This is a genomic window from Ruegeria sp. (genome assembly GCF_040830605.1).
Lineage (GTDB): Bacteria > Pseudomonadota > Alphaproteobacteria > Rhodobacterales > Rhodobacteraceae > Ruegeria.
In genome coordinates this window covers 420,703-446,281 of sequence record NZ_JBFOMD010000001.1, presented here as the reverse complement: position 1 = coordinate 446,281, position 25,579 = coordinate 420,703, and the positions used below count along the sequence as shown (strand labels likewise).

Annotated in this window: 22 protein-coding genes; 8 read left to right on the top strand and 14 right to left on the bottom strand. The window is 64.4% G+C overall.

The genetic code is table 11. The annotated features are described in order from the left end of the window. Positions 1-13: 13 nt before the first annotated feature. The 3 genes from AB3N21_RS02065 to AB3N21_RS02055 all read left to right on the top strand — a co-directional run bounded on the left by AB3N21_RS02065 (position 14) and on the right by AB3N21_RS02055 (position 4,679). Positions 14-754, top strand: a complete 741-nt coding sequence (locus tag AB3N21_RS02065; protein ID WP_367933652.1) for a dienelactone hydrolase family protein — start codon at positions 14-16, stop codon at positions 752-754. A gap of 341 nt (positions 755-1,095) precedes the next feature. Then, complete coding sequence (locus AB3N21_RS02060; RefSeq protein ID WP_367933651.1) at positions 1,096-4,263, top strand: valine--tRNA ligase; 3,168 nt, start codon at positions 1,096-1,098, stop codon at positions 4,261-4,263. Between the two features lie 83 nt (positions 4,264-4,346). After that, the gene (locus AB3N21_RS02055; RefSeq protein WP_367933650.1) at positions 4,347-4,679 is read left to right on the top strand and encodes a DUF1992 domain-containing protein; all 333 of its coding nucleotides are present in this window, start codon (positions 4,347-4,349) and stop codon (positions 4,677-4,679) included. A gap of 85 nt (positions 4,680-4,764) precedes the next feature. Here the strand turns inward: AB3N21_RS02055 and AB3N21_RS02050 are convergent, their stop codons facing one another. Together AB3N21_RS02050 and AB3N21_RS02045 are read right to left on the bottom strand one after the other, a co-directional pair. After that, positions 4,765-5,547 (bottom strand): crotonase/enoyl-CoA hydratase family protein, encoded by a 783-nt coding sequence (locus tag AB3N21_RS02050; RefSeq protein WP_367933649.1) that lies wholly within the window; start codon positions 5,545-5,547, stop codon positions 4,765-4,767. Between the two features lie 75 nt (positions 5,548-5,622). Beyond that, a complete protein-coding gene (locus AB3N21_RS02045; RefSeq protein WP_367933648.1) occupies positions 5,623-6,693 on the bottom strand; it encodes an SMP-30/gluconolactonase/LRE family protein in 1,071 nt (356 codons plus the stop codon). 94 nt (positions 6,694-6,787) lie between these two features. On the opposite strand from AB3N21_RS02045, the gene AB3N21_RS02040 reads away from it, so the two are divergent. Next, positions 6,788-7,894 carry a pyridoxal phosphate-dependent aminotransferase gene (locus AB3N21_RS02040; protein WP_367933647.1) on the top strand — a complete coding sequence of 369 codons (1,107 nt, stop codon included), beginning with the start codon at positions 6,788-6,790 and terminating at the stop codon, positions 7,892-7,894. Positions 7,895-7,967: 73 nt separating this feature from the next. Then, positions 7,968-8,147 (top strand): hypothetical protein, encoded by a 180-nt coding sequence (locus AB3N21_RS02035; RefSeq protein WP_171173598.1) that lies wholly within the window; start codon positions 7,968-7,970, stop codon positions 8,145-8,147. 80 nt (positions 8,148-8,227) lie between these two features. Here the strand turns inward: AB3N21_RS02035 and AB3N21_RS02030 are convergent, their stop codons facing one another. After that, positions 8,228-9,433 (bottom strand): alanine--glyoxylate aminotransferase family protein, encoded by a 1,206-nt coding sequence (locus AB3N21_RS02030; RefSeq protein ID WP_367933646.1) that lies wholly within the window; start codon positions 9,431-9,433, stop codon positions 8,228-8,230. 274 nt (positions 9,434-9,707) lie between these two features. Between AB3N21_RS02030 and AB3N21_RS02025 the strand changes: the two genes are divergently transcribed. After that, positions 9,708-11,576 (top strand): ABC transporter ATP-binding protein, encoded by a 1,869-nt coding sequence (locus AB3N21_RS02025; RefSeq protein ID WP_367933645.1) that lies wholly within the window; start codon positions 9,708-9,710, stop codon positions 11,574-11,576. Positions 11,577-11,800: 224 nt separating this feature from the next. On the opposite strand, the gene AB3N21_RS02020 is transcribed toward AB3N21_RS02025, so the two are convergent. The 5 genes from AB3N21_RS02020 to AB3N21_RS02000 all read right to left on the bottom strand — a co-directional run bounded on the left by AB3N21_RS02020 (position 11,801) and on the right by AB3N21_RS02000 (position 19,381). Beyond that, positions 11,801-12,436 carry a bifunctional 4-hydroxy-2-oxoglutarate aldolase/2-dehydro-3-deoxy-phosphogluconate aldolase gene (locus tag AB3N21_RS02020; protein ID WP_367933644.1) on the bottom strand — a complete coding sequence of 212 codons (636 nt, stop codon included), beginning with the start codon at positions 12,434-12,436 and terminating at the stop codon, positions 11,801-11,803. Between the two features lie 3 nt (positions 12,437-12,439). Continuing rightward, positions 12,440-14,245, bottom strand: a complete 1,806-nt coding sequence (gene edd, locus AB3N21_RS02015) for a phosphogluconate dehydratase (RefSeq protein WP_367933643.1) — start codon at positions 14,243-14,245, stop codon at positions 12,440-12,442. A gap of 1 nt (position 14,246) precedes the next feature. Further along, entirely contained in the window at positions 14,247-15,692 is a 1,446-nt protein-coding gene (gene zwf / locus AB3N21_RS02010) for a glucose-6-phosphate dehydrogenase (RefSeq protein WP_367933642.1), read from the bottom strand. A gap of 160 nt (positions 15,693-15,852) precedes the next feature. Continuing rightward, positions 15,853-18,096, bottom strand: coding sequence for a phosphoenolpyruvate--protein phosphotransferase (gene ptsP / locus AB3N21_RS02005; protein WP_367933641.1), 2,244 nt, complete (start codon positions 18,094-18,096; stop codon positions 15,853-15,855). A gap of 46 nt (positions 18,097-18,142) precedes the next feature. Then, a complete protein-coding gene (locus tag AB3N21_RS02000; RefSeq protein WP_171173591.1) occupies positions 18,143-19,381 on the bottom strand; it encodes an aspartate kinase in 1,239 nt (412 codons plus the stop codon). Between the two features lie 164 nt (positions 19,382-19,545). On the opposite strand from AB3N21_RS02000, the gene AB3N21_RS01995 reads away from it, so the two are divergent. Next, positions 19,546-19,902 carry a hypothetical protein gene (locus AB3N21_RS01995; protein ID WP_367933640.1) on the top strand — a complete coding sequence of 119 codons (357 nt, stop codon included), beginning with the start codon at positions 19,546-19,548 and terminating at the stop codon, positions 19,900-19,902. Here the strand turns inward: AB3N21_RS01995 and AB3N21_RS01990 are convergent. The 5 genes from AB3N21_RS01990 to AB3N21_RS01970 all read right to left on the bottom strand — a co-directional run bounded on the left by AB3N21_RS01990 (position 19,896) and on the right by AB3N21_RS01970 (position 22,964). Then, a complete protein-coding gene (locus tag AB3N21_RS01990) occupies positions 19,896-20,534 on the bottom strand; it encodes an SDR family oxidoreductase (RefSeq protein WP_367933639.1) in 639 nt (212 codons plus the stop codon). The two genes, AB3N21_RS01995 and AB3N21_RS01990, sit on opposite strands and share 7 nt — an antisense overlap. Before the next feature lie 2 nt (positions 20,535-20,536). Further along, positions 20,537-20,983: a DUF1178 family protein gene (locus AB3N21_RS01985; protein ID WP_171173588.1), complete on the bottom strand. Its 447-nt coding sequence runs from the start codon at positions 20,981-20,983 to the stop codon at positions 20,537-20,539. Between the two features lie 70 nt (positions 20,984-21,053). Next, positions 21,054-21,518 (bottom strand): NUDIX hydrolase, encoded by a 465-nt coding sequence (locus AB3N21_RS01980; protein ID WP_367933638.1) that lies wholly within the window; start codon positions 21,516-21,518, stop codon positions 21,054-21,056. A 116-nt stretch (positions 21,519-21,634) separates the two neighbouring features. After that, positions 21,635-22,393, bottom strand: coding sequence for an EcsC family protein (locus AB3N21_RS01975; RefSeq protein WP_171173587.1), 759 nt, complete (start codon positions 22,391-22,393; stop codon positions 21,635-21,637). Between the two features lie 76 nt (positions 22,394-22,469). Next, a complete protein-coding gene (locus AB3N21_RS01970; RefSeq protein WP_367933637.1) occupies positions 22,470-22,964 on the bottom strand; it encodes a GNAT family N-acetyltransferase in 495 nt (164 codons plus the stop codon). A gap of 73 nt (positions 22,965-23,037) precedes the next feature. Between AB3N21_RS01970 and AB3N21_RS01965 the strand changes: the two genes are divergently transcribed. Continuing rightward, positions 23,038-23,643, top strand: a complete 606-nt coding sequence (locus AB3N21_RS01965) for a flavin reductase family protein (protein WP_367933636.1) — start codon at positions 23,038-23,040, stop codon at positions 23,641-23,643. 184 nt (positions 23,644-23,827) lie between these two features. On the opposite strand, the gene AB3N21_RS01960 is transcribed toward AB3N21_RS01965, so the two are convergent. Beyond that, positions 23,828-25,462 (bottom strand): SulP family inorganic anion transporter, encoded by a 1,635-nt coding sequence (locus tag AB3N21_RS01960; RefSeq protein WP_367933635.1) that lies wholly within the window; start codon positions 25,460-25,462, stop codon positions 23,828-23,830. Positions 25,463-25,579: the final 117 nt, after the last annotated feature.

The window sequence follows — 25,579 nt, the reverse complement described above, 5'->3', positions numbered from 1 at the left end:
CTACGCTCCGCCAATGAGCTGGCAGGCGGATCACATATTCCCCTTCTCGGCGGCGCTTTCCACCGGCGCCGAGACCACGCATGACGTGCATGTGGGCGGCGACGGCCCGCCCATTCTCATCCTCCAGGAACTTCCCGGCATCGGCCCCGAAACGCTGACACTTGCCGAACGGCTGAACGCCGCCGGGTTCCGGGTCTACCTGCCCCACCTCTTCGGTACCTTCGGCAAGCTGACCCCCAAGCGCAACCTGCTGAGACTGTTCTGCATCCGGCGCGAGTTCCAGATGTTCTGGAAAGGCCGCCAAAGCCCCATCGCCGACTGGATGCGGGCCCTGGTGCGCGACATCCAATCGCGCGAAGGCGGTCCCGGCCTCGGCGTCATCGGCATGTGCCTGACCGGCAGCTTCGCCCTGACCCTGATGGCCGAAGACACTGTGCTAGGCGGTGTCGCCAGCCAGCCCGCGCTGCCGGTTTTTGGCGGCGACGCACTGCACATGAGCCCAGACGACATTACTGCCGCCCGCTCGGGCATGGCACGCAAGGGCCCGGGACTAGCCATGCGCTACCAAGGCGACCGCATGGCCCCCGCATGCCTGATGCGCTCGCTCGAAACCGCCTTCGGGTGCCACCTGACCACCGTGGAATTCCCCGGACGCGACCACTCACTCCTGACGCTGGACTTCCTTGAGCCGGCCTATCAGCGCGTTGAGGCCTATTTCCGCGACCGCTTCGCGCAAGCGGCCAACTCCGGCTGATCCCTCCGCCGGAGCGGCATGCTTCCACCGCAGGACCTTGCGTATTTTCAGCAAGAAGAAGTAGGAGGGCGCACCCGGCCCCAAAGGTACAGCCGAAGCCGATCCAAGGCCGCCGGGCCGCTTCTCCTCGCGCGGTCATCGGCTCGCCAGCCTGTACCGCGAGTGCAGCTTGCAGCAGGCAGGGTTAACATGCGGTTACCCGCTTCTTCTTGCCCCAAATACGCAAATCCCGCCCCCTCCACCCACGCTGACCCGGGAAATAGGGACAAAGCCTTTCCCTTCCCGCGCCCATTCGCTATTGCAGGCGCTGACCACGGATATGATCACGCAGGAATAGCCCCATGGCGATGGACAAAACCTTCAACGCAGCCGAGGCCGAGACACGCCTCTACAAGGCCTGGGAAGAGGCCGGTTGCTTCAAGGCGGGCGCGAACAAATCGCGAGACGAGGCTTTCACCATTATGATCCCGCCGCCCAATGTGACGGGCGCCCTGCATGTGGGCCATGCCTTCAACAACACGCTGCAGGATATCATGATCCGCTGGCACCGCATGCGCGGCTTCGACACGCTGTGGCAGCCGGGCCAGGACCACGCAGGCATCGCCACCCAGATGCAGGTGGAAAAGATGCTGGCGACCACCCAACAGCCCGGTCGCCGTGAGTTGGGGCGCGAGAAATTCCTGGAAAAGGTCTGGGAATGGAAAGGCGAATACGGCGGCACCATCATCGAGCAGCTCAAGCGTCTGGGCTCCTCCTGCGACTGGTCGCGCAACGCGTTCACCATGGCCGGCGCGGCGGGCGATCCGCGCACAGGCCACGAGAATTCGGCCAACTTCCATGACGCGGTGATCAAGGTCTTCGTCGACATGTACGAAAAGGGCCTGATCTATCGCGGCAAGCGGCTGGTCAACTGGGACCCGCATTTCGAAACCGCGATCTCGGATCTCGAGGTCGAGAATGTCGAAGTCGCCGGCCACATGTGGCACTTCAAGTATCCGCTCGCGGGCGGCGCGACCTACACCTATGTCGAGAAGGACGATGACGGGAACGTCACCCTCGAGGAAGAGCGTGACTATATCTCCATCGCCACCACCCGGCCCGAAACCATGCTGGGCGACGGCGCGGTTGCGGTTCATCCATCGGATGAACGTTATGCACCAATCGTCGGCAAACTCTGTGAAATCCCGGTCGGCCCGAAAGAGCATCGCCGCCAGATCCCGATCATCACCGACGACTACCCGGACCCGGATTTCGGCTCGGGCGCGGTCAAGATCACCGGCGCGCATGACTTCAACGACTATGCCGTGGCCAAGCGCGGCAACATCCCCTGCTACCGCCTGATGGACACCTGTGGACATATGCGGGCCGACGGCGCGCCCTATGCCGACGAGGCGGGCAAGGCGCAGGAATACGCCCGTGGGCGCGAATTCACCGAGGGCGAAATCGACGCGATCAACCTGGTCCCCGATCACCTGCGCGGGCTCGACCGGTTCGAGGCGCGCGCGAAAGTGGTCGAAGAGATCACCTCCGAAGGTCTCGCCGTGATGACCCGCGCCGATGATGCGCGACTGGGCACGACCGCGCTGAAACCCGAACACGAGGGCGCCGACAAAGCGGTTCCGCTGGTCGAAGCCAAACCGATCATGCAGCCCTTCGGCGACCGCTCGAAAGTCGTGATCGAGCCGATGCTGACCGACCAGTGGTTCGTCGACGCCGAAAAGGTCGTCGGCCCCGCGCTGGACGCGGTCCGGGACGGCACCGTCAAGATCATCCCCGAGTCGGGCGAGAAGACCTATTACCACTGGCTGGAAAACATCGAGCCCTGGTGCATCTCGCGCCAGCTGTGGTGGGGCCATCAGATCCCGGTCTGGTATGGCCTCGATCTGTCGGCGGACGACTTCAGGGACGACGAAAACGACGGCGACCTCGATCTGGTCGAACTCGGCCGTCTGCTGAACGAAGGTGGCATGCTACACCGTGGCAACGTCATGGAATGCGCGTCGAGCTTCGACGCTGTTACCGAAAAGTTTCTGGACGACAACGCCAACATCCCCAGCCCGCTGAGTCACGCAACCGTTATCGAAGTTGCCGACAAGCATGAAGCGATCCACCAGTTCGCCGAAAGCCTCGCCCAGTATGCCGTCGAACAGGACCCGACCAAACTGGTCTATCCGGTGTGGCGCGATCCGGATGTGCTCGACACCTGGTTCTCCTCCGGTCTCTGGCCCATCGGCACGCTGGGCTGGCCGGACCAGACCGACGAGCTCGAACGCTACTTCCCGACCGATGTCCTGATCACCGGTTTCGACATCCTGTTCTTCTGGGTCGCCCGGATGATGATGATGCAACTGGCCGTGGTGGATCAGATCCCGTTCCACACCGTCTACCTGCACCAGCTCGTCCGCGACGAGAAGGGCAAGAAGATGTCCAAGACCACCGGCAACGTCATCGACCCGCTCGAGATCGTGGACGAGTTCGGCGCCGACGCGCTGCGCTTTACCAACGCCTCAATGGCGGCCATTGGCGGCGTGCTGAAACTCAGCCGCGAGCGCATCACCGGCTACCGCAACTTCGGCACCAAGCTCTGGAACGCGGTGCGCTTTGCCGAGATGAACGGCGTTTACGATGGTACAAGTCAGACAATCGGCGCGCTGGACGCTGTACAAAACGCACAATTCGCGGTGAACCGCTGGATCATCGGCGAAACCGCCCGCGTCCGCGAAGAGGTCGATGCGGCGCTCGAAACCTACCGCTTCAACGACGCCGCAAATGCGCTCTACGCCTTTGTCTGGGGCAAGGTCTGCGACTGGTATGTGGAGCTCTCCAAGCCTCTCCTGCAGGGTGAGAACACCGCCGCACAGGAAGAAACCCGCGCCACCATGGCCTGGGTCATGGACCAGTGCATGATCCTGTTGCACCCGATCATGCCCTTCATCACCGAAGAGCTTTGGGGCCTGACCGCCGAGCGCGCAAAGATGCTCGTTCACGCCGACTGGCCCGACTACAAGGCGGCCGACCTGATCGATCCGGACGCAGACCGTGAGATGAACTGGGTTATTTCGGTGATCGAGAACACCCGCTCGGCCCGCGCCCAGATGCGCGTGCCCGCCGGCCTCTATGTCCCTATGATCGTTACGGAAATCGACGATCATGGTCAGGCGGCCTGGGATCGGAACGAGGCGCTGATCAAGCGCCTGGCCCGGATCGACAGCCTGACCAAGGCGGACGAACTGCCCAAGGGCACCATCTCGATCACCGCCCCCGGCGCCTCCTTCGGTCTGCCGCTCGCGGACATCATCGACATCGGCGCCGAAAAGGAACGGCTGGAAAAGGCCAAAGGCAAGCTCGCCAAGGAACTCGGTGGCCTGCGCGGACGCCTTGGCAACCCCAAATTCGTGGCCTCGGCCCCGGAGGAGGTGGTGGAAGAGACCAAGGCCAACCTCGCCGCCCGCGAAGAGGAAGAGGCCAGGATCAACGAGGCGCTCGCCCGTCTGGCCGAAATCGCCTGACCGCTTCTTCTTGCCAAAAAAATACGCAAGTCCCGAACCCCGCCGCACTCGCAATCGGCGGGGTTTTTTGCTAGGTTCTGACCATGTTGCGAAACCTTCAAGACCTCATCGAACGCCAGATCAGAAAGGCGCAGGCCGAGGGCCAGCTTGACGGGCTCGAAGGCGAAGGGGCGCCACTGCCCGACAGATCCTCCGAGGCGCTAAGCGATCCTGCCCTGGCCGCCGGTCACAGGGTCATGGTGCAGGCCGGGGTTCTGCCTGAAGAGTTTGAAATCAAAAAGAAACTGGACGCCGCCCGCACACACTATGCCAGCCTGACAGACCCCGAAGAGCGCAAGGCAGCCATGTCGCGGCTTGCCGATCTGGAAATGCGCTACAATATGGCCCGCGACGCCCGGCGGGCGTTCATGCGCTGAGTTCAACACCTGCCCCAAAGCCCTCTCCCCTCGGGGTAGAGGGTTGGGTGAGGGGCAAGCGCTGCTGCGATCGAGACCCCGAGGCCTATTTGAACTCCGGCTTGCGCCCCTGCATCTGCGCGGCGATGACCTCTATCTGATCCGGCTTGCCGATCAGTTGCACCTGCTCGCGCGATTCCGCCAGCAGCACCTCTTCCCGCCCCGCGTTTTCGGCCAGGTCGATCAGACGCTTAGCGGCGCGGATAGCGGACGGGCTCTTTCCCGCGATCTCTTCGGCCAGTGCAATCGCCTCGGCCTGCGGATCGTCCGCCAGTTGCGTCACCAACCCCCATTCTGCCGCCTGCGCCGCACCGATGGGACGGGCGGTGTAGGTCAGCAGGCGCAGCACGTCCGAGCGCACCAGTTTGGGCAACAGCACCATGCCACCCATATCCGGGATGATGCCCCATTTCATCTCCATAACCGCCAGTTTGCTGTCGGGATGGGCGACGCGGATATCCGCACCGAGCGCGATCTGCAGGCCGCCGCCATAGGCCACCCCCTGTATCGCGCAGATGACCGGCACCGGCACCCGGCGCCAGACCATGGCCAGCTCCTGCATCTCGTTGGCATCGCCATGGCTGCGCGTCATCAGCCATTCGGTCGGGTCCATATGCGCCATCTTGGCAAAGCTCGCCATGTCGAGCCCGGCGCAGAAGCTCTTGCCCTCGCCCGACAAAACCACCGCCCGCGCGTCCGAGGCCGCAACCTCTTGCCCCGCCGCGATAATCGCCTTGACCATCGCGTCATCCAGCGCATTCATCTTGTCGCCTCGGGTCAGGGTGACATGGGCAATGTGCTCCTTGTACTCGACAGATACGCGCGCCATCTGGCCCTCCTGTTTCGACTTCGGTGTCAGTCTGCCCGGAACAAGCCACCGGTGCCACCGGAACGTCGGGGCAGATCAGGGCATGTCCGCAACCGGCATCCGCCCGAACCAAGGCGAATCGAGTGTCATCACATAGAACTGCTCACCCACGATCCTGCCTCCGGTGGTGATACCCAACTCACCGTCCGGGTCCTGCAGCGTGCGCAGGATACGGCCCTGCCCGTCGAACTGCATGATCATGCCGCGGTGGATCGGCGCCGGGCGCACCATGGGACCCAGCCGCCAGATCACCTTGCGCAGGAACGGGTACGGCATCAGCGCCTCCGACGGCACACGGGGGCTGGCGAAGGCCACCCAATAGGTGCCGTCGCCCTGCGCCTCGAGATTGTCCGGATAGCCCGGCAGGTTGTCGAGGAACACCTCTCGGGTTCCAGCCTTCTCTCCCGTGAGCCATAGCCGGTGCACCCGCGCCCGGCCGGTTTCGGCGATCAGTAGGAAATCCTCATCCGGCGACAGCGCCACGCCGTTGGTATAGACAAACCCCTCGGCCAGTTTCTCGACCGTTCCATCAGGGTTGCGGCGGGCGACGTAGCCGGTATCGGACTGCTCCCAGATGGTCAGGATCGAGGTCGGTTTGGTCCCACCCATGGTTTCCGGATCGAACCGATCCGAGGAGTTCGAAAAATAGACGCTGCCATCGCGCCCAACGTCCAGCTGATTGGCATAGATCACCGGCGCGCCGCCGATCTCGGACACAAGGCTTTCCAGCGTTCCGGGCCCGGTCCAGCGCATCAGGCCGCGATAGCTGTCGGCAATATAAAGTGCCCCGTCGGGCCCGGCCCTAAGGCCCAGCGGACGTCCGCCCAACCGGTCCACCTCGACCGGCCGATCCCCGTCGATGCGGTAGAGAATGCCGGACAGGCTGGTGGTGTAGATCGTGCCATCGGGCATCACCGCCAGATCCTCGGGGCCGATCTCTCCGTCCGGCAGGCTGATGAGTTCGGCAGCATCCAGCGCATTGTTCTCGGCGAAATCGCCGGTAAAGCCCGGCGGCTCGGGCGGGTCATAGGCCACGGGCTGAACCGGCACCGGCCAGAACAGCAGATAGCCGAGACCGGCCAGCAAAAGGATGAACAGAATGCGCATGGTGCCTCCGCGTGGGGTTTCAGGCGCAGCCTGCGGTTGAACGGAGCGGGACGCAAGCCTTGCGGCACGTCAATTCATAGGCTTATCTGCGGCCATGTCCGATCCGCGCTACACCCCGCTTGCCCAATCCCTGCCCGCCACCGTGCCCTTTGTCGGCCCCGAAACGCAGGAGCGTCAGCGCGGCGCACCGTTTGACGCCCGGCTGGGCGCGAATGAGAGCGTGTTCGGTCCCTCGCCCCGCGCCATCGAGGCGATGCAGCAGGCGGCGGGCGAGATCTGGATGTATGGCGATCCGGAAAATCACGATCTGCGCCATGCGTTGGCCGCGCATCACCGGGTACAGCCAGAGAATATTATCGTCGGCGAGGGGATAGACGGCTTGCTCGGCTATCTGGTGCGACTGCTCGTGGGGCCCGGCGACGCGGTGGTGACCTCGGACGGCGCCTATCCGACCTTCAACTACCATGTGGCGGGCTATGGCGGCGTACTGCACAAGGTGCCTTACACTGGCGATCACGAGGACCCGGCAGCGCTGTTTGCCAAGGCGGCGGAGGTGGACGCGAAGCTGGTCTATCTCGCCAACCCGGATAACCCGATGGGCAGTTGGCACGGCGGCGCCGATATCGTGACTGCGATGGAGGCCCTACCCGAGGGCACGCTGCTGGTGCTGGATGAGGCCTATGTGGAATGCGCGCCCGAAGGAACGGCAGCCCCGATCAGCGCCAACGATCCGCGCGTGATCCGCATGCGCACGTTCTCCAAGGTCTACGGCATGGCAGGCGCGCGTGTGGGCTATGGCATCGGCGCACCGGAGCTTACTTCGGCCTTCAACAAGGTGCGCAACCATTTCGGCGTGAATCGCGCGGCGCAGACGGGCGCCTTGGCGGCCCTGCATGACAACGAATGGCTGGCCCATGTTCAGTCCGAAATCGCAGGCGCCCGCGACCGGATCGCCGACATCGCGCGGCAGAACGGGCTGGAGCCGCTGCCCTCGGCCACCAATTTCGTGGCCATCGACTGCGGCCGGGACGGAGCGTTCGCCAAGGCGGTTCTGGATGCGTTGGTGAGTATGGGCATCTTTGTCCGCATGCCCTTTGCCGCGCCCCAGAACCGGTGCATCCGGGTGAGCTGCGGGCGTAAGGCGGACCTCGACGCCTTTGCCGAGGCGCTGCCCAGGGCTCTGGCCGCCGCCCGCAACTGATCGCGGCAGATTTACCTGACAATCCGGCATCTTGCGGTAAGATGGGACTCTGCGAACATGTCAGGAGGCCACAATGCGCGACCGCAAGATCGCACCGGCACCGGACTATACCCGCGCAGCGCTGACGATGTTGGGCGTGAACCTGCTCTGGATCTTTTTCGTGGTCTGGATGATTTGGGGTTTTGCCGCCACGTTGGTGCTGGCCGTGATGATCGACTACGGCATCACCTGGCTGGCTGCGCGACTGGATTGAGGACGGTCACCGCGAAAACGACAGGAACAGCGCCCGCCGGACGGAGGGCGTGACGGCTCCGCTTAAGCAGGCCAACTGTTTCACCGGGCAATCACTGCCGCCGCTGCCTCGAGCGCACCCTTGCCGCGCGGGATGTCCAAAGCGGTCAGACCGGCCTCGACCCCGCCCAGCAGGCCCAGCACCATGTGCCCGTTCAGATGCCCCATATGGCCCAGCCGGAAATAGGCATCGCGGTTGGGATCGTCCGGCGCGGCCATGCCCAGCCCGATCCCCAGCGTCAGTCCCAGATGCGCCTCGGTCCATTCGCGCAGGGCGGTGCCTTTGCCGCTGTTCAGCCGCAGCGCGGTTACCGCATGGCTGCGATAGCTCCGATCCGCCACGTTCAGACACAGATCGCCCGTCTCGCCCCAGACCTCGCAAGCCGCCCAGATCGCCTCGGCCAGTTGGCGGTGCCGAGCCCAGATATTTTCCACACTTTCTGCATGGATCATATCGAGCGCCGCGCGCAGGCCATAGAGGTGGTGGGTTGGCGCGGTGCCACCGAAATACTGGTAGAAATCGTCGGGATTGGCGCGCGGCGCCCAGTCCCAGTAGTGCGGCACCCGTGGCATCGCCGCCCGTTTCGCCGCCGCCTTGTCGTTAAAGAAAACAAAGCTCACCCCGGGCGGCACCATCAGCCCCTTCTGACTGCCGGTGACCGTCACGTCGACGCCCCACGCATCCATCTCGAACCGTTCACAGCCGAGCGACGCGATGCAATCGGCCATCAGCAGCGCCGGGTGGTTCAGTTCATCCAGCAGCGCCCGCAAGGCGGGGATGTCGTTGCGCACCGAGCTTGAGGTGTCTGTGTGTACCGCCAGCACCGCTTTGAACCTGTGCCCGGTATCGGCGCGCAGGGCCTCGGCGATACGGTCCATGTCCCAGGGCGCGGATTTGCCGAAATCGATCAGGTCGGCCTCGGCACCGATCCCGCGCGCCATCTCGGCCCAGCCATGGGCGAACCGGCCTGAGGCCGGAGCCAACACCGTCTCACCCGGTGCGATCACATTGGCCAGCGCCGCCTCCCACGCTCCGTGGCCGTTGGCGATGTAGATCGCCACCTGATGCTGCGTCCGCGCCACTCGTTTCAGATCGGCGGTCAGCCCCGGCATCATCTCGACCAACTCACCGGCATAGATGTTCGGCGCGGCGCGGTGCATGGCCTGCAGCACCGCATCCGGCATCACCGAAGGCCCCGGAATGGCAAGATAACCGCGCCCATGCGCCAGAGTTGGAGACCGTGTCATGAATTCCGCCCGTCAAAGATATCCGCTCAACCTAGCGGCAGTGCAGGCGGCGTCAATCCGCCTTAACCGACGCTCCGAAAGCCGGTGGTCAGCGTATACGTTCGGCAGCGCGCTACGCTGTGCCAGCCAGCGCCACACGCCCGGTCGGCGGCGTCATAAGCTCAGGCGCCGCCAGCGAAAAACGCCCCGAAGCTTGCACCAACCCCCTGACCTGCTTAAATGGGCCGGCCATGACATATGAACTGTCCCTTCTCCCCCACATGAAAGCTGCCCTATGAGCATCAAACCCAAATCCTCCGCTGAGTTGATGGGCTGGCTCTGGCGCAACTATCTGCGCATGCGGATGGGATTGCTGGCGATCGCACTCTTGTTCATGGTGATCGAAGGCTCGATGGTCGGCGCAATCAGCTACATGATGCAGCCGATGTTCGATGAGATCTTCGTCAACGGAAACTCTTCTGCGCTCGGCTGGGTGAGTGTTGCCTTCTTCGTCATCTTCTCGGTCCGCGGTCTGGCGGGCGTCTGTCAGAAGGTGCTGTTGTCAAGGATTTCGCAAGAAACGCAGGCGCATCTGCGCATGGATTTGCTGGGGCGTCTGATCCGGCAGGATACTTCGTTCCACCAGACCCACCCGCCCGGCTTTCTGATCCAGCGGGTGCAGTCGGATGTGGGGGCGGTGAACCACGTCTGGCAGGTGATCATCACCGGGGCGGGCAAGGATCTTGTCTCGCTCGTCGTGTTGATCGGTGTCGCGGTGAACGTGGACTGGATCTGGACCGCGATCATGCTGGTCGGCGTGCCGCTGATGTTCCTGCCCATCGGAGCAGCACAGCGTTACGTGCGCAAAAAGGCCGCCATAGCCCGCGATCTGGGGGCCACGCTGGCGACCCGGCTGGACGAGATTTTTCACGGCATCGTGCCGATTAAACTGAACAATCTGGAGAAGTACCAAGCGGATCGGTTCAAAGGCCACGTGGATGGATTTGTCCGATCCGAGGTGCGCGCCTCGTTCGGGACAGCATCGATCACTGGGCTGATCGATGTGATGGCAGGCCTGGGCTTCATGGGTGTGCTGCTCTATGGCGGCGCCGAGATCATTGCGGGGGAAAAGACCGTCGGCCAGTTCATGAGCTTTTTCACCGCCATCGGCCTGGCCTTCGACCCGATGCGGCGGCTGGCCTCAGTGTCGGGCACCTGGCAGGTGGCAGCCGCAGCGATGGAGCGGATCAAGGAGCTTTTGGACGCGCCTATCCTGCTGCAATCGCCAGAAAAACCTATTTCGGCACCTGACGGCCTGCCGAGTATCCATCTACGCGACGTCCGGCTGGACTATGGCGATGCTCAGGTTCTGCGTGGCCTGACGCTGACTGCCGAGCCGGGCCAGACCACGGCGCTGGTGGGTGCCTCGGGGGCGGGGAAGTCGACGATCTTCAACCTTCTGACCCGGCTGGTCGACCCGCAGGAGGGCAGTGTCGAGGTGAACGGCGTGGCAGTGCGTGACATGGCCCTTCCCGATCTGCGCAACCTGTTCTCGGTGGTCACGCAAGAGGCGCTGCTGTTTGACGAGACGCTGCGTGAAAACATCCTGCTGGGCCGAAGCGATGTCTCGGATGCTGAGCTGCAAAAGGTGCTTGAGGCCGCGCATGTCTCGGATTTTTTGCCCAAGCTCGAAAACGGGCTCGATACGCTGGTCGGCCCGCGCGGCTCGGCCCTGTCGGGCGGTCAGCGGCAGCGGGTGGTGATTGCCCGCGCGCTGCTGCGCGATACGCCGATCCTGCTGCTTGACGAGGCCACCTCGGCGCTCGACGCGCAGTCGGAGAAGGTGGTGCAGGCGGCGCTGGACCGGCTCTCGGGCGGGCGCACGACCATCGTGATCGCGCACCGTCTGTCGACCATTCGCAACGCCGACAAGATCGTTGTGATGGATCGCGGGCAGGTCGTGGACGAGGGCACACATGACGAGTTGCTGTCGCGTGGTGGGATCTACTCCGATCTCTACCGGCTGCAATTCCAGGACGGGCTGACCGTTGTGGACCCACAGGGCATGGCCGCACTGGCGCCGCAGCCGATCCAGACAGAAACTCAGCAGCAGGGATGGCTGCGGCGGGTCGTGACCCGGATGATCGGGAACAAATCCGCTTAGGCCTGCCGCAAACTGGGCTTCCGAGTTCAACAGAGGGCCGCGCCCTCCCTCGGGCGGGCGCCGCAACGCATAAGTTAAGCGGTTTATCTCGAAAATCCGGACGACGTCTGAACGACGCATAGCATCGCCAATGCGCCCTCCCAAGGGGGAGGGAGGGCGCGGCCCGGCGGGCTTCGCCCTTTATTCCGGGCCACTGAAACAACGGCAGACAGAACCTTATACGTTCACCGCGCCAGTGTTGCGGCCTCGCGCGCCAGCGCTTCGATTCCGGACCAATCGCCGGACTGTACTTTGTCCTTCGGCGCCACCCAGCTGCCTCCGGCGCAAACGACATTCGGCAGCGACAGGTAGTCCCGTGCGTTGGCCGGGGACACACCACCGGTGGGGCAGAAGGAAATCTGCGGCAGGGGCGCGCCGATGGCCTTGAGGGCGGAAGCACCGCCCGAGGCCTCGGCAGGGAAGAACTTGAGCATGCCATAACCGCGCGCCAGCAGCTGCATTGCCTCGCTGGCGGTGGCGGCACCGGGGAGAAGCGGCAGGTCGTCGGCCTCGCAGGCCGCGATCAGCGCATCGGTCGCACCTGGAGACACCCCGAACTGCGCCCCGGCCTCCTTGGCTGCCCGCACGTCCTCGGGTGTGACCAACGTGCCAGCGCCCACAACCCCGCCCGGCACCGCGGCCATGGCGCGGATCGCATCTAACGCCGCCGGAGTGCGCAGGGTCACTTCAAGCGCGGGCAGACCGCCGGCCACCAGCGCCTCGGCCAGTGGGCGGGCCTGCGCCGCGTCTTCGACCACCAGCACCGGAACGATCGGGGCCAGCCCGCAGATGTCGCGCGCCCGCGCGGATTTCGATGTCATGTCTCAGCCTCCAAACACGCTTGCGCCGGCATCGGCCGATCCAACGGCCGCCCGGAATGTGGCAAAAAGCTCGCGCCCGACGCCATAGTGATTGCCCGACAGATCGGCCTGCGCCGGCGCACGGTCCAGCACGCCGTCGGTCAGGATCTCAAGATCGCCGTTCACCGCATCCACCCGCACCAGATCGCCGTCCCGCAGATAGGCGATGGGGCCGCCATCCAGCGCCTCGGGGCAGACATGGATCGCGGCGGGCACCTTGCCTGACGCGCCCGACATGCGCCCATCGGTGACCAGCGCCACCTTCTGCCCCTTGCCCTGCAGGATCGACAGGATGGGGGTCAGCGAGTGCAGCTCGGGCATCCCATTGGCCTTGGGCCCCTGAAAGCGAACCACAACGATCACGTCGCCGGTCAGCTCGCCCGCCTTGAACGCGGCCTTGACCTCATCCTGATCGTGGAACACGCGTACCGGCGCCTCCACCTGGCGATGCTCGGGCGCCACCGCCGAGACCTTCATCACCGCCGTGCCCAGCGATCCGGTCAGGCGCGACAGCCCTCCGGTCGGCTGGAACGGGTCCGAGGCCGGACGCAGGATCTTATCGTTGAGGCTGTGGCCTGCGCCGTCCTCCCAGACCAGCGCGCCGTCCTTGATCTTGGGTTCCTGCGTGTAATGGGCCAGCCCCTGCCCCGCCACGGTCTGGGTGTCGGGGTGCAAAAGCCCCTCGTCCAGCAGCGTGGCGATGGAGTAGCCGAGGCCGCCTGCGGCGTGGAAATGGTTCACATCCGCCAGCCCGTTGGGATAGACCCGCGCGACCAGAGGCACCACGGCTGAGACCTCGGAAAAGTCCTCCCAGTCCAGCACGATCCCTCCGGCCCGCGCCATCGCGATCAGGTGGATCAGCAGGTTGGTGGAGCCACCGGTGGCCATCAGCCCGACAATGCCGTTCACAAAGGCCTTTTCGTCGAGCACCTCGCAGACCGGCGTGTAATGGTTGCCCAGCGCGCTAAGCGACAGCGCGCGGCGGGCGCCTTCCTCGGTCAGGGCGTCTCGCAGGGGCGTGTTCGGGGTCACGAAGCTGGAGCCCGGCAAGTGCAAGCCCATGAACTCCATCAGCATCTGGTTGGTGTTGGCGGTGCCATAGAAGGTGCAGGTGCCGGGGCCATGATAAGCGGCCATTTCGGCGGCCATCAACTCCGGGCGCCCGCATTCCCCGGCGGCGAATTGCTGGCGGACCTTGGCCTTTTCGTCATTGGCCAGTCCGCTGGTCATCGGCCCGGCGGGGAGGAAGACGGCCGGCAGATGCCCGAAGACCTGCGCGGCGATCACCAGACCCGGCACGATCTTGTCACAGACGCCCAGAAAGACGGCGGCGTCAAAGGTATTGTGGCTGAGCGCCACCCCAGCGGCCATTGCGATCACGTCGCGGGAGAACAGCGACAGCTCCATCCCCGCCGCGCCCTGTGTGACCCCATCGCACATCGCCGGAACTCCGCCCGCTACCTGTGCCGTGCCGTCTGCGGCGCGGGCCGCCTGACGGATCAGTTCTGGGTAGCGTTCGAACGGCTGGTGGGCCGAGAGCATGTCGTTGTAGCTGGTCACGATGCCCAAATGCCCGGCGCTGCCGATGGCCAGCTTTTCCTGATCGGGCCCAGCCCCGGCATAGGCATGCGCCTGACCGCTGCAGGACAGATGCGCCCGCGCCGGGCCTGCGGACCGGGCCTGTGCCATCCGCTCAAGATACGCGCCGCGCTCTGCCGCGCTGCGCTCGATAATGCGTTCAGTGACGTCAACAAGTACCTGATGAACCATCTCAACCCCCAATCTGGCGCCAGCGTCGCCCGTCGCGATGCATCAGCATCAGTGCATCCTCGGGTCCGGAACTGCCCGGGTCATAAGGCGCGGGCCGGTCGCGGCCACCTTCCCAGCCCTGAATGATCGGATCGACCCAGGCCCATGCGGCCTCGGCCTCGTCGCCGCGCATGAAGAGCGTCTGGTCGCCCCGGATCACGTCCATCACCAGCCGCTCATAAGCATCCTGCGGCCGCACATCGGCGCCCAGCGCCTCGGCAAAGCTCATGTCCAGCGATACGTCCGCCAGACGGAAACCGCCCGGCCCCGGGTCCTTGATCGTGGTGCGCAGGGTGATCCCTTCGTCCGGTTGCAGACGGATCACCAGCACGTTGCCGCGCAGATGCCCCACATTGGGAAAGATAGTGTGCGGCGGGTCGCGGAACACCACGGCGATCTCGGATTCGCGGGCACGCAGCCGTTTGCCCGTGCGCAGATAGAACGGCACCCCGGCCCAGCGCCAGTTGCCGACATGGACCTTGAGCGCGATGTAGCTTTCGGTGCGGCTGTTCGGATCGCCGACGTGATCGAGATAGCCGTCCTCGCCGTTCTGGGGCTTGTACTGCCCGCGCGCGATGTCTTGTTGCTCCACCGGTTCCAGCGCCTCGATCACCTTGACCTTTTCGTCGCGGACCGAGTTGGGCGTGAATTTCGAGGGCGGCTCCATCGCGGTCAGACACAGAAGCTGCACAAGGTGATTCTGGATCATGTCCCGCATGGCGCCGGACTGGTCGTAATAGGCGCCGCGCCCGTCCACACCGATGCTTTCGGCTACGGTGATCTGCACGTGATCGACATGGGTGGCGTTCCACAGCGGCTCGAACAGCGAGTTGGCAAAGCGCAGGGCCATCAGGTTCTGGACCGTTTCCTTGCCCAGATAATGGTCGATCCGGTAGATCTGATGTTCTTCGAAACAGGCGCGCAGCCCGGCGTTCAGCGCCTTGGCGGTGGCCAGATCGCGGCCAAAGGGCTTTTCGACCACGATGCGGCTTTCGGGAGTGGCAAGCCCGTGGTCATGCAGGCGTTGTGCGATGCCTGAGAACAGGGACGGCCCGACCGACAGGTAGAAGGCGCGTACCGCGTCGGGGCGCAGCTTTTTCTTCAGTTCCGGCCAGCCCGCGTCGCCCAGCGCATCGACCGGGATATATTCCACGCAGTCCAGGAAGCGGGCCAGAATGTCCGTTTTGTACTCGGGCGCGAACTGCCTTATGCCGTCTTGTACAACGGCCCGGAACGCCGCATCGTCCATATCGGACCGGGCGGTGCCGATGATCCGGGCGTCTTCGGGCATCTGCCCCACCTCGAACCGGTGGTAGAGCCCGGGCAGAATCTTGCGTTGGGCCAGATCCCCTGTCGCGCCGAACAGTACGAGATCGAACGGATCCACCGGAATCACGCGTGAGACCATGGCGGGGCTCCTCTTGGGCTCGGGTCCCGGTCAGGCTTACACCTGCCCGGGCGCGGAGTTGCTACGCTCAGATGTTATCGCTAACATTTATCTGGCGCCCTACATAAACGACTTGGCCGAAAACGCAAGTGTGCTGTTGAATGCTGCGCTGCGGCAGGCGTCAGGTCTGGTTGCGCAGCCACTCCATGACCGCCGGGCGCACGCTTTGCTCGCCCCTATGCCGGGCGTCCGAGATGATCTTGCGAATCTCGCCCAGATCCGAGCGCAGCAGCAGGCTTTTAACCGGACCGACAGAGGCAGGCCGCATCGACAGGGTGCGCATCCCCATGGCCGCCAGACACAAAGCCTCGACCGGACGGCCGGCATCCTCGCCGCAGAAACTGAGCGGGGTGCCCGAGATGCCACAGCGTTCGACGATCCGTTCGATGAAGGTCAGGAAGCTGACATTCAGCGTGTCGTAGCGGCGGCGCACCAGCTCGTTTTCGCGGTCGGCGGCAAAGAAGAACTGTTTCAGGTCGTTGCCGCCCACCGAGATGAACCCCACCTCGTCAAAGAATTTCTGCGGCGCAAAGGCCAGCGAGGGCGTTTCCAGCATCGCGCCCACGTCCAGGGTTTCCGGCAGCGCGTGACCCAGACGCTTTTCCCGGGCGATGGTCTTGTCGACCTCGAACCGGGCGGCGTGGAATTCCTCGGCCTGCGCCACGAAGGGGAACATGATGGTCAGCGGGCGGCCATTGGCGGCGCGGATCAGCGCCTGCAATTGCATCCGCATCACGCCGCGCTTGTCCAGACCGACCCGGATCGCGCGCCAGCCCAGCGCCGGGTTGGGCTCGGCCACGTGTTTCATGTAGGGCAGCACCTTGTCCGAGCCGATATCGAGGGTGCGGAAAACCACCCGCTTGCCCTTTGCCGCATCCAGCACCCGCGCATATTGCGCCACCAGCTCCTGCCGTTTCGGCATCTGGTTGCGGATCAGGAATTGCAGCTCGGTCCGGAACAGCCCCACCCCTTCGGCGCCCGAGCTTTCCAGCGACGGCAGATCCGCCATCAGACCCGCGTTCATCACCAGATTGATGCGGTGACCGTCCCGCGTTTCAGTCAGGGTTTCGCGGATCGAGGCGTAGCGTTCCTGCGCCTTGGCCTGCATCGCCATCTTGTCGCGGAAGGCGCCGACAACGGTGTCCTCGGGCCGCAAATGCACCACGCCCTGATCGCCATCGACAAGGATATGATCGCCGTTCAGTGCTTCGGTCGTGATCCGCCCGGTATGGACCACCAGCGGGATCGCCAGCGCACGGGCGACGATAGTGGCATGCGAGCCGACCGAGCCCTCCTCGAGCACGATCCCCTTGAGCGCCCGGCCATATTCCAGCAGATCGCCGGGGCCGATATTGCGCGCGACAAGAATGGGATCGGGCGGCAGCTCGGCGCCGATATTGTTGCCCTGCCCCGTCAGGATGCGCAGCAGCCGGTTGCTGAGATCGTCCAGATCCGCCAGCCGTTCGCGCAAATAGGGGTCCGAGACCTGGCTCATCCGGGCGCGGGCCTGCGACTGTTCCTTCTCAACCGCCGCCTCGGCGCTCAGCCCGCGCGAGATGTCCTCTTCCATGCGCCGCATCCAGCCGCGGGAATTGGCAAACATCCGATAGGCTTCAAGAACCTGCAGCTGTTCCTTGTCGCCGTCCTGCGACATTTCCAGCATCTTGTCGACACCGACGCGCAGTTCCTCGACCGCCTCGCTCAGCCGCTCCAATTCGGTGTGCGGGTCTTCGGCGATGGGGTTGGTGACGACCACGCGGGGCTCGTGCAGCCAGACATGGCCCTCGGCCGACCCCTCCTGCGCCGGGCCGCCGGTCAGCACCACCGACTGCTGGTGCAGGGGCGACAGGGCCGCGCCCTCGCCCACAAAGGCACCCAATTCGGCCATCTCTGCCAGCACCATCGCGACCACTTCCAGCGCATAGACCTCATCGGCGGAAAACTCGCGCGCCTCGCGCGACTGCACCACCAGCACGCCCAGCTTTTCGCCCAGCCGCTGGATCGGAATGCCCAGGAACGAGGAATAGCGTTCCTCTCCGGTCTCGGGCATGTAGCGGAAGCCCTTGGCCGAGGGCGCGTCGGGCGTGTTGATCACCTTGCTATACATGGCGACGCGGCCCACCAGCCCCTCGCCCATACGCATCCGGGTCTTGTGCACCGACTCGGGCGCCAGCCCTTCGGTGGCGCACAGTTCCAGCGTCTCGCTGTCGCGGAACAGGTAGATCGAGCACACTTCGGAGGCCATGCTGTCCGCGATCAGATGCGTGATGCGGTCCAGCCGTTCCTGGCCAGCGGCCTCGCTGGCCATTTCCTCGCGCAGCCGCCGCAGCAGCTTGCGGGATTCCGATTCGGTTCCATCCGCCATGGGACCTATAGCCTTTGGGTGTCAGGCGGGCCCGAGATGGGGATGATCAGGCCGCCTTGTCCAGTTCAAACGCATCATGCAGCGCCTGAACGGCAAGTTCCATGTATTTCCGGTCTACAAGAACGGAAATCTTTATCTCGGAGGTTGTAATGACCTTGATATTGATCCCCTCATCCGAGAGTACCTTGAACATCTTGGCCGCCACACCGGATTGCGAGCGCATGCCGATACCGACCACCGAGACCTTGCAGACATCGTTGTCGGCGACCAGTTCGGCATAGTTCAGCTCACCCGCCGCCTTGATGTCCAGCAGCGCCTTTTCCGCCCGCGCCACCTGTTCGGTGGGGCAGGAAAAGGTCATGTCGGTGCGGCCCTCGTCCGAGATGTTCTGCACGATCATGTCCACGTTCACGCCCGCATCGCTGAGCGTGGTAAAGATGGTGGCGGCGATGCCGGGGCGGTCGGCCACCGACAGAACGGTCATCTTGGCCTCATCCCGGGAATAGGCCACACCGGAGACTACATTGGATTCCATGATTTCCTCCTCGTCGACGACCAGCGTGCCGGCCTCGTCGGATTGTTCCTCGAAGCTTGAGAGAACGCGCAGTTTCACCTTGTAGCGCATCGCCAGCTCGACCGAGCGGGTCTGCAGCACCTTGGCCCCCAGCGAGGCCAGTTCGAGCATTTCCTCGAACGAGATCTTGTCCAGCTTGCGCGCCTTTTCGCAGATGCGCGGGTCGGTCGTGTAGACGCCGTCCACATCCGTGTAGATATCGCAGCGCTCGGCGCCGAAGGCGGCGGCAAAGGCCACGGCGGTGGTGTCCGAGCCGCCCCGGCCCAGCGTCGTGATGCGGCCCTCGGGGCTGATGCCCTGGAAGCCTGCCACCACGGCCACGCGCATGCCTTCGCCGAATTTCTGGTTGATGTTCTCGGTCGGGATCTCTTCGATCCGGGCCGCGGAATGGGCACCATTGGTGATCAGCGGCACCTGCCAGCCCTGCCAGCTGCGGGCGGGGATATCCATTTCCTGCAGGGTCAAGGACATCAGCCCGGCGGTCACGTTTTCACCCGACGAGACAACGGCGTCGTATTCGCGCGCATCGTAAAGCGGCGAGATTTCGTCGACCCAGCCGACCAGTTCGTTAGTCTTGCCCGACATGGCCGAGACGATGACAATCACGTCATAGCCCTTGGCCACTTCCACGCCGATGCGTTTCGCCACGCGGCGAATGCGGTCGAGATTGGCGACCGAGGTGCCGCCGAATTTCATCACGAGTACGGGCATGGGTCCGAGTGTCTCCGCGCCTGGGAATTCCGGTCCCGTGCCTCATATGCGAGGGGGGCCGCAAGGGCAAGTGGCCAAAGGTGCCGCGCTGCCTGATGGGCGGGTTTACATTGTCCGGCGCCGGTGCCAGCGTGTGCGCGTCCTTTCAAATCAAGAGGTTCCGCATGTATCGCCTGATTCCCGCCCTTGCCCTGCTCTCAACCCAGGCCGTGGCCCAGGCTCCGACGGTATCGGGAACGGACGGGCAGAATGTGCTTGGCACCGTGCCCTGCACCGCGCTGGCGGGCGATCCCGTGGGCGATTGCCCTGCCGAGCTGCGCCGCAAGGATGACGGGTCTGCCACGCTGGCGGTACAATTGAAGACCGGCGAGGTGCGGCGCATCTATTTCGAGGGCGGAGAGGCCACGTCGTCCAGCTCGACATCCAAGATGACCACCGAAACCCGGGGCGACATGCTGATCATCTTCATCGACCCCGGCGAGGTTTATGAAATCCCCAAGGCGGCGGTTGCCACTCAGTAAGGGTGCGCGCGGCCATCCCAGGTTTCAAAGCAGCCGGAGGTGTCGAGCGAGAGCGTATCGAAGCGTTGGCTCAGCCCTTCCACGGCCTCATCCACGGTGATTTCGGCACCACCGCCGCCCATATCGGTCTTGACCCAGCCCGGATGATAGATGCCGACCGCGACCCCGTCGGGCCGCAGGTCAACCGCCAGGTTGCGGCCCAGATTGAGCGAGGCGGCCTTGGACGCGCGGTAGATGTAGCTGCCGCCCGGCGCGCGAGTGTGCGAGGCCATCTGCGATGAGAGAATGGCGATCTTGCCCCGCGCGGCCTTGAGATTGGGCAGCAGCGCCTGCACGGTCAGAAATACGCCGGTGACATTGGCGGCAAAGGTCTGGGCCCACATCTCGGCCGCGTAGCCGTCCATGCCCTGCGTCTTGTCCAGATAGACGCCCGCGTTGCAGACCAGCAAATCAACAGGTTTTCCGGCGAGCACCTTTGCCATATCGCTGTGCTGCGCGGGGTCGGTCACATCCAGTGGGATGGTTTCGCCGCCATCGCGGGCGGTGCCGGTCACTTCATGCCCGGCAGCGCGATAGTGTTCCGCCAGGGCCCGGCCTATGCCGCGATTGGCCCCGGTGACGACCACATGCATGGTCAGTTGGTCTTTCGGTTCGGCAGGAACGGCAGCGGCGCCACCGGTACGCCCTCTTCGATCAGGGCCTTGGCCTCATCCATCTTGGCCTCGCCGTAGATCGCGCGATCCGGCGCCTCGCCCAGGTGGATCTTGCGGGCCTCGGTGGCGAAATCCTTGCCCACGTAGTCGGAGTTTTCTTCAACCTTGCGGCGCAACTCGGCCACTGCCTGCTCGGCGGCGGATGCTGGGGCGGTCAGGGGACGTTCCTCGCATGGCCGTTGCTCACCCTGTGCCTCACTCCGGGCCGGTCGCACCCGAGGCGTCATGACCGCCTTTTCAACATCGGTTCCGCCGCATACCGCACAGGACACAAGACCGGCGGCGGACAACTTTTCGTAAGCCTCCGCCGACTGGAACCAGCTGTCAAAACTGTGGCCTTCGCTGCATTTAAGGGCGTATTGAATCATGGTCCGCTCAATGTGACAGGTCCATGAATAGATATCCAGTGACCTGACAAGATCAAGCCTTGTTCCGCATCTAGTGAAGCACCCGGGGGTGAAAGCTGCGCAGAATCCGCGACAATTCGGGCTCATCCACGCGCATTGATGCTTTCTTGGGCGAAAACCACTTGCGCCGACGCTGGCCACTTTCGGGAAACTCGCGTGCAAGGCGGCGCACGAGTACCGGATAGACCTGCACCATGATCGGCACATCCCCCTTGCTGGCGCGCATCTTTGTATAGACGAACTGCCCCAGACAACGCGGCTGGAAGGTGCCGACCACACCGGCCTCTTCCCAGGCTTCGCGGGCGGCGGTTCCGGCCCCGCCGAGCTGTTCCATGGGCCAGCCCTTGGGAACCACCCAACGCCCCGTCCCGCGCGAGGTCACCAATAAAATCTGGGGTTTGCGGTCATCTATGCGATAACACAATGCGCCGTATTGGATGAGGGGTGGCGCCTTTCCGATCCCCTTGTGCATTCCGGCCGACGGTTTGGAACCCATGTCCACCTCCTGCACTCAAGATAGGCCATATGCCGCAAAATAACAGGTCCGAACAAAGACATACCGCAAGATATAGTGGCATTCGGGGAACACATGCGCCAAGGGCGCCCGCCGGTTCAGGGCAGTTTCGCATCCATCCGCCGGGCCAGTTGCCCGACCAGTTTCTCGTGCGGGATATCGGCGTCAATGGCCAGTCTGCGCAGGCCGAAATGCACCCGCGCCACCTGCTGATAATAGCGGGTATAGACATAATTCGTCCCGCCACCGGCGACCGCGCCCAGCACCGGCACCGCCTGCGCGGCCAGCTTCTGGCCCAGAGCGGTAGCCAAGCGCGGGGCCACCTGGGCGATCAGGCGCTGCATCGCGCCGCCGGTCAGGGTCAACCGGACCGAGAAAAAGCCCAGATCGGCGCCGTCATCCTCGGCCAGAGGACCGGCTGCGGACAGCACCCGGATACAGTCGAATTTCACGTTCTCGGCGGCGGGATCGAACCCTTCTTCCGCCGCCGCGCCCTGAATGGCGCGGAGCAGCATCGTCGTGGTGATCGGCAGCTCGACCAGCGATGTGTGCAGCCCGCCAAAACCGCCGACGGCACCCATCGCGGTTGTCGCGGCGGTATTCACCCAGGGTTTCTGGTCGGGTACGGCCCGGCGCGACACATCCGCCGTGCGCATCGCGATCCACAGCGCCTGCTCGGTTGCCCCGGTCAGCCCGTCGCGCACCTGTGGCGGCAATTGATCGAGCAGGGATTCGGCCTTGCCGCCCAACCGGTTCAGCAGCCGCACACCCGCGCCGCCAGCCGCACGGTACTGCGCCGCCAGCCGGTCCAGCTCGGCCTCCGGATCCACCTGCTCTACCAGAACGATGTCTTGCATGGGGCTCCTCCTTACATGAAAAGATCGGTACGCCCCGGGCCGGTTTCAATGGGTTAACGGTCAGGAAACATTGATCCTAGCGGTCCCACCGGGTCACTGCACCGCGCAGGCCGTCCCATGCGCCGGGTGCCAGTTCCATCCCCAAGACCCGCTCGGGGTTGGTCGGCGGCGGCATCTCGACACCGTCCAGACGGGCAAAGCCGAACCGTGCGTAATAGGGCGCATCCCCCACCAGCATGACCCGCTGCCAGCCCCTGGTCCGGCCCGCCTCCAGCCCCTCGCGGATCAGGAAACCGCCCAGACCTTCGCCCTGATGGGTCGGGTGCACGGCCACGGGGCCCAAAAGCAGCGCATCGGCAGCGCCGACATGGACCGGCCAGAAGCGGATGGCACCGGCCAGAATGCCCTCGCCATCACGCACCACCATCGACAGGCCCGCAACCGGCGGCACCTCGTCGCGCAGACGGTATGAGGACAGCGCCTCGCGCCCCGGCGCAAAGCACAGGTCGTAGAGAGCCTCGACCTCCCACCAATCGTCCGGCTCCTCCGGCCTGATCCCGAACCGCTGCACCCCTGCCCTCTTTTCATGTGTGGCAATCGCCCTAGCACTTCGTTACGCCTTGGGCAAACGCTTGGAGACCGGAATGTTCTACCGCCCCGAAGACGGCCACGGCCTGCCGCACAACCCGTTCAACGCGATCATCACGCCGCGGCCCATCGGCTGGATCTCGACCCGCGATGCGGATGGGGTCAACAACCTGGCGCCGTATTCTTTTTTCAACGGCGTGGCCTACACCCCGCCGCAGGTGATGTTCGCCTCGACCGGGGCCAAGCCCGATCAGGACGGCACCAAGGACAGCATGGCCAATATCGAGGCGACCGGCGTGTTCTGCGTCAATATCGTGGAATACGGCCAGCGCGATGCGATGAACGCCAGCTCGGCGACGCTGCCCAAGGGAACGGACGAATTCGCCCATGCGGGGCTGACACCCACCCAATGCGAAACCATCCCCTGCGCCAGGATCGACGGCGCCCCGGCGGCGCTGGAATGCAGGCTGACACAGATCGTGACCCTGCCGGGCGAGGCCAACCGGGTGGTGTTCGGAGAGGTCACCGGCATCCACCTGCGCGACGATTGCCTGCGCGACGGACGGTTCGACGTGACTACGTTTCAGCCTTTAGCCCGGCTGGGGTATCGCGACTACTCGGTGGTGACCGAGCTGTTCTCGCTCAAACGTCCTGACGACTGATGCATCGCGCATAGGGGGCTCTGCCCCCATCGCCGTTGGCGATTCCCCCGGGATATTTTCAAACAGAAGAAGGATTGCGCGCACGCCTGCTTCTTCTGTTCACAAATATCCCGGAGCGCGAGGCAGAGCCTCGCCAAAAGACAATCGAGCGTGCGCCGAACGGCGCACTCATTTTGGTAGCGGCTCAGTGCCCGCCCAGAATGCCGGTGCGGACCGAGTAGTCCACCGCCAGCCCGTAATCCGGGTCGTCGTCGCTGTCGACCATGAGGTGGCCGGCCTTGTTCAGCAGCTTGTGGCAGTCCCCGCTCAGATGCCGCAGCATCACGCGCTTGCCAGCCGCCTCGTATTTCGCGGCAACGTTCTCGATGGCCTGCAAGGCGGATTGGTCCACCACCCGGCTCTCAGCGAAATCCACGATCACCGTTTCTGGGTCGGTCTCGACCTCGAACAGTTCCACGAACCCATCCGACGAGCCAAAGAACAGCGGCCCCTGAATTTCATAGACCTTCGCCCCCTTCTCCGTCTCTGAGGCGCGGGTCACGGCGTGGATGCGCTTGGCGTTGTTCCAGGCATAAGCCAGCGCCGAGACGATCACGCCGACGACCACGGCAACGGCGAGGTCTTCCATCACCGTCACGACGGTCACCAGCACGATCACGAAAGCGTCCATCAGCGGCACCTTGCGCATGATGTTGAACGAGTTCCAGGCAAAGGTGCCGATCACCACCATGAACATCACGCCGACCAGGGCCGCCAGCGGAATCTGCTCGATCAGCGGTGCGGCGAACAGGATAAAGATCAGCAGAAAGAGCGCCGCCGCGATCCCGGCCACACGGGTGCGGCCGCCGGATTTCACGTTGATCATCGACTGGCCGATCATCGCGCAGCCGCCCATGCCGCCGAAGAAGCCGGTCACGGTGTTGGCCACGCCCTGCGCGATACACTCCTGGCTGGCGCCGCCGCGCTTGCCGGTGATCTCACCCACAAGGTTGAGGGTCAGCAGCGATTCGATCAGGCCGATGGCGGCCAGAATGACCGAATAAGGCAGAATGATCTCGAAGGTCTCCCAGCTGAGCGGCACCATCGGGATATGGAGCGCAGGCAGCCCGCCCTCGATCGAGGCCAGATCGCCCACGCGCGGCACGTCCAGCCCCAGCCCGATCACCAGCGCCGCCACGACCACGATCCCGGCCAGAGGCGCGGGCACGATGCGGGTGACGCGCGGCATCACCCAGATCACCGCCATGGTCAGCCCCACCAGCCCCAGCATGGTGTAGAGTTGCAGCCCCGACAACCACTCGCCACCGCCCATGCCGTGCCCGGTGTTTTCCATCGACCCCGGCAGCTTGAACTGCCCCAGCTGCGCCAGAAAGATCACGATGGCCAGACCATTGACAAAGCCCAGCATCACCGGATGTGGGACTAGCCGGATGAACCGGCCCCAATGCATCGCGCCTGCGATGATCTGCAGGATGCCCATCAGCACCACGGTCGCGAACAGGTATTCCACCCCGTGCTGGGCCACCAGCGCCACCATCACCACCGCCAGCGCACCGGTCGCGCCCGAGATCATGCCGGGACGCCCGCCGATGAGCGCGGTGATCAGCCCCACCAGGAAGGCCGCGTAGAGCCCCACCAGCGGGTGCACCCCGGCCACAAAGGCAAAGGCCACCGCCTCGGGCACCAGCGCCAGCGCCACGGTCAGGCCGGACAGCAGCTCGATCCGCAGCCGGGAGAGTGTCAGCCCTTCGTCGGGCATCCAGCGCAGATCGGGAACGGCTAGGCGATTGGCAAAACTTGCCAGTATGGCTCGGGGCATTGATCGGTCCTGTCATGAGGATGTGTTCGCGCGATTGGGCTTTCTAACGACTTGTTCCCGCGCGAGCCACAGCAGCCAGCGGGACACTGCCATGCGGTCACCGCATGGCTTGACGCT